The sequence below is a fragment of the Cupriavidus sp. SIMBA_020 genome (assembly GCF_046535395.1).
Classification (GTDB): Bacteria; Pseudomonadota; Gammaproteobacteria; order Burkholderiales; family Burkholderiaceae; genus Cupriavidus; species Cupriavidus campinensis.
In genome coordinates, this window is sequence record NZ_JAWRWU010000488.1 from 1 (window position 1) to 275 (window position 275).

Annotated in this window: 1 protein-coding gene; it reads left to right on the forward strand. The window is 64.0% G+C overall.

Features of this window, described 5'->3' with window-relative positions; genetic code table 11:
* The coding region (locus tag SB751_RS30185) for a Glu/Leu/Phe/Val dehydrogenase dimerization domain-containing protein (RefSeq protein ID WP_410749045.1) at window positions 1-275 on the forward strand (275 nt) is incomplete at both ends.

Genomic DNA, 275 nt, shown 5'->3' on the forward strand with positions numbered 1-275 from the left:
CCGCAGCAGCCGGAATTCATGCAAGCCGTCCAGGAGGTGATGCTGAGCTTGTGGCCTTTCATCGAAAAGCACCCCCACTACGCCGAGCACGCCCTGCTCGAGCGCCTGGTGGAACCTGAACGCGTGATCCAGTTCCGGGTGTGCTGGACCGATGACCGGGGCCAGGCGCAGGTCAACCGCGCTTTCCGCATCCAGCACAGCTCGGCCATCGGCCCGTTCAAGGGCGGCATGCGCTTTCACCCGTCGGTGAACCTGTCGATCCTGAAGTTCCTGGC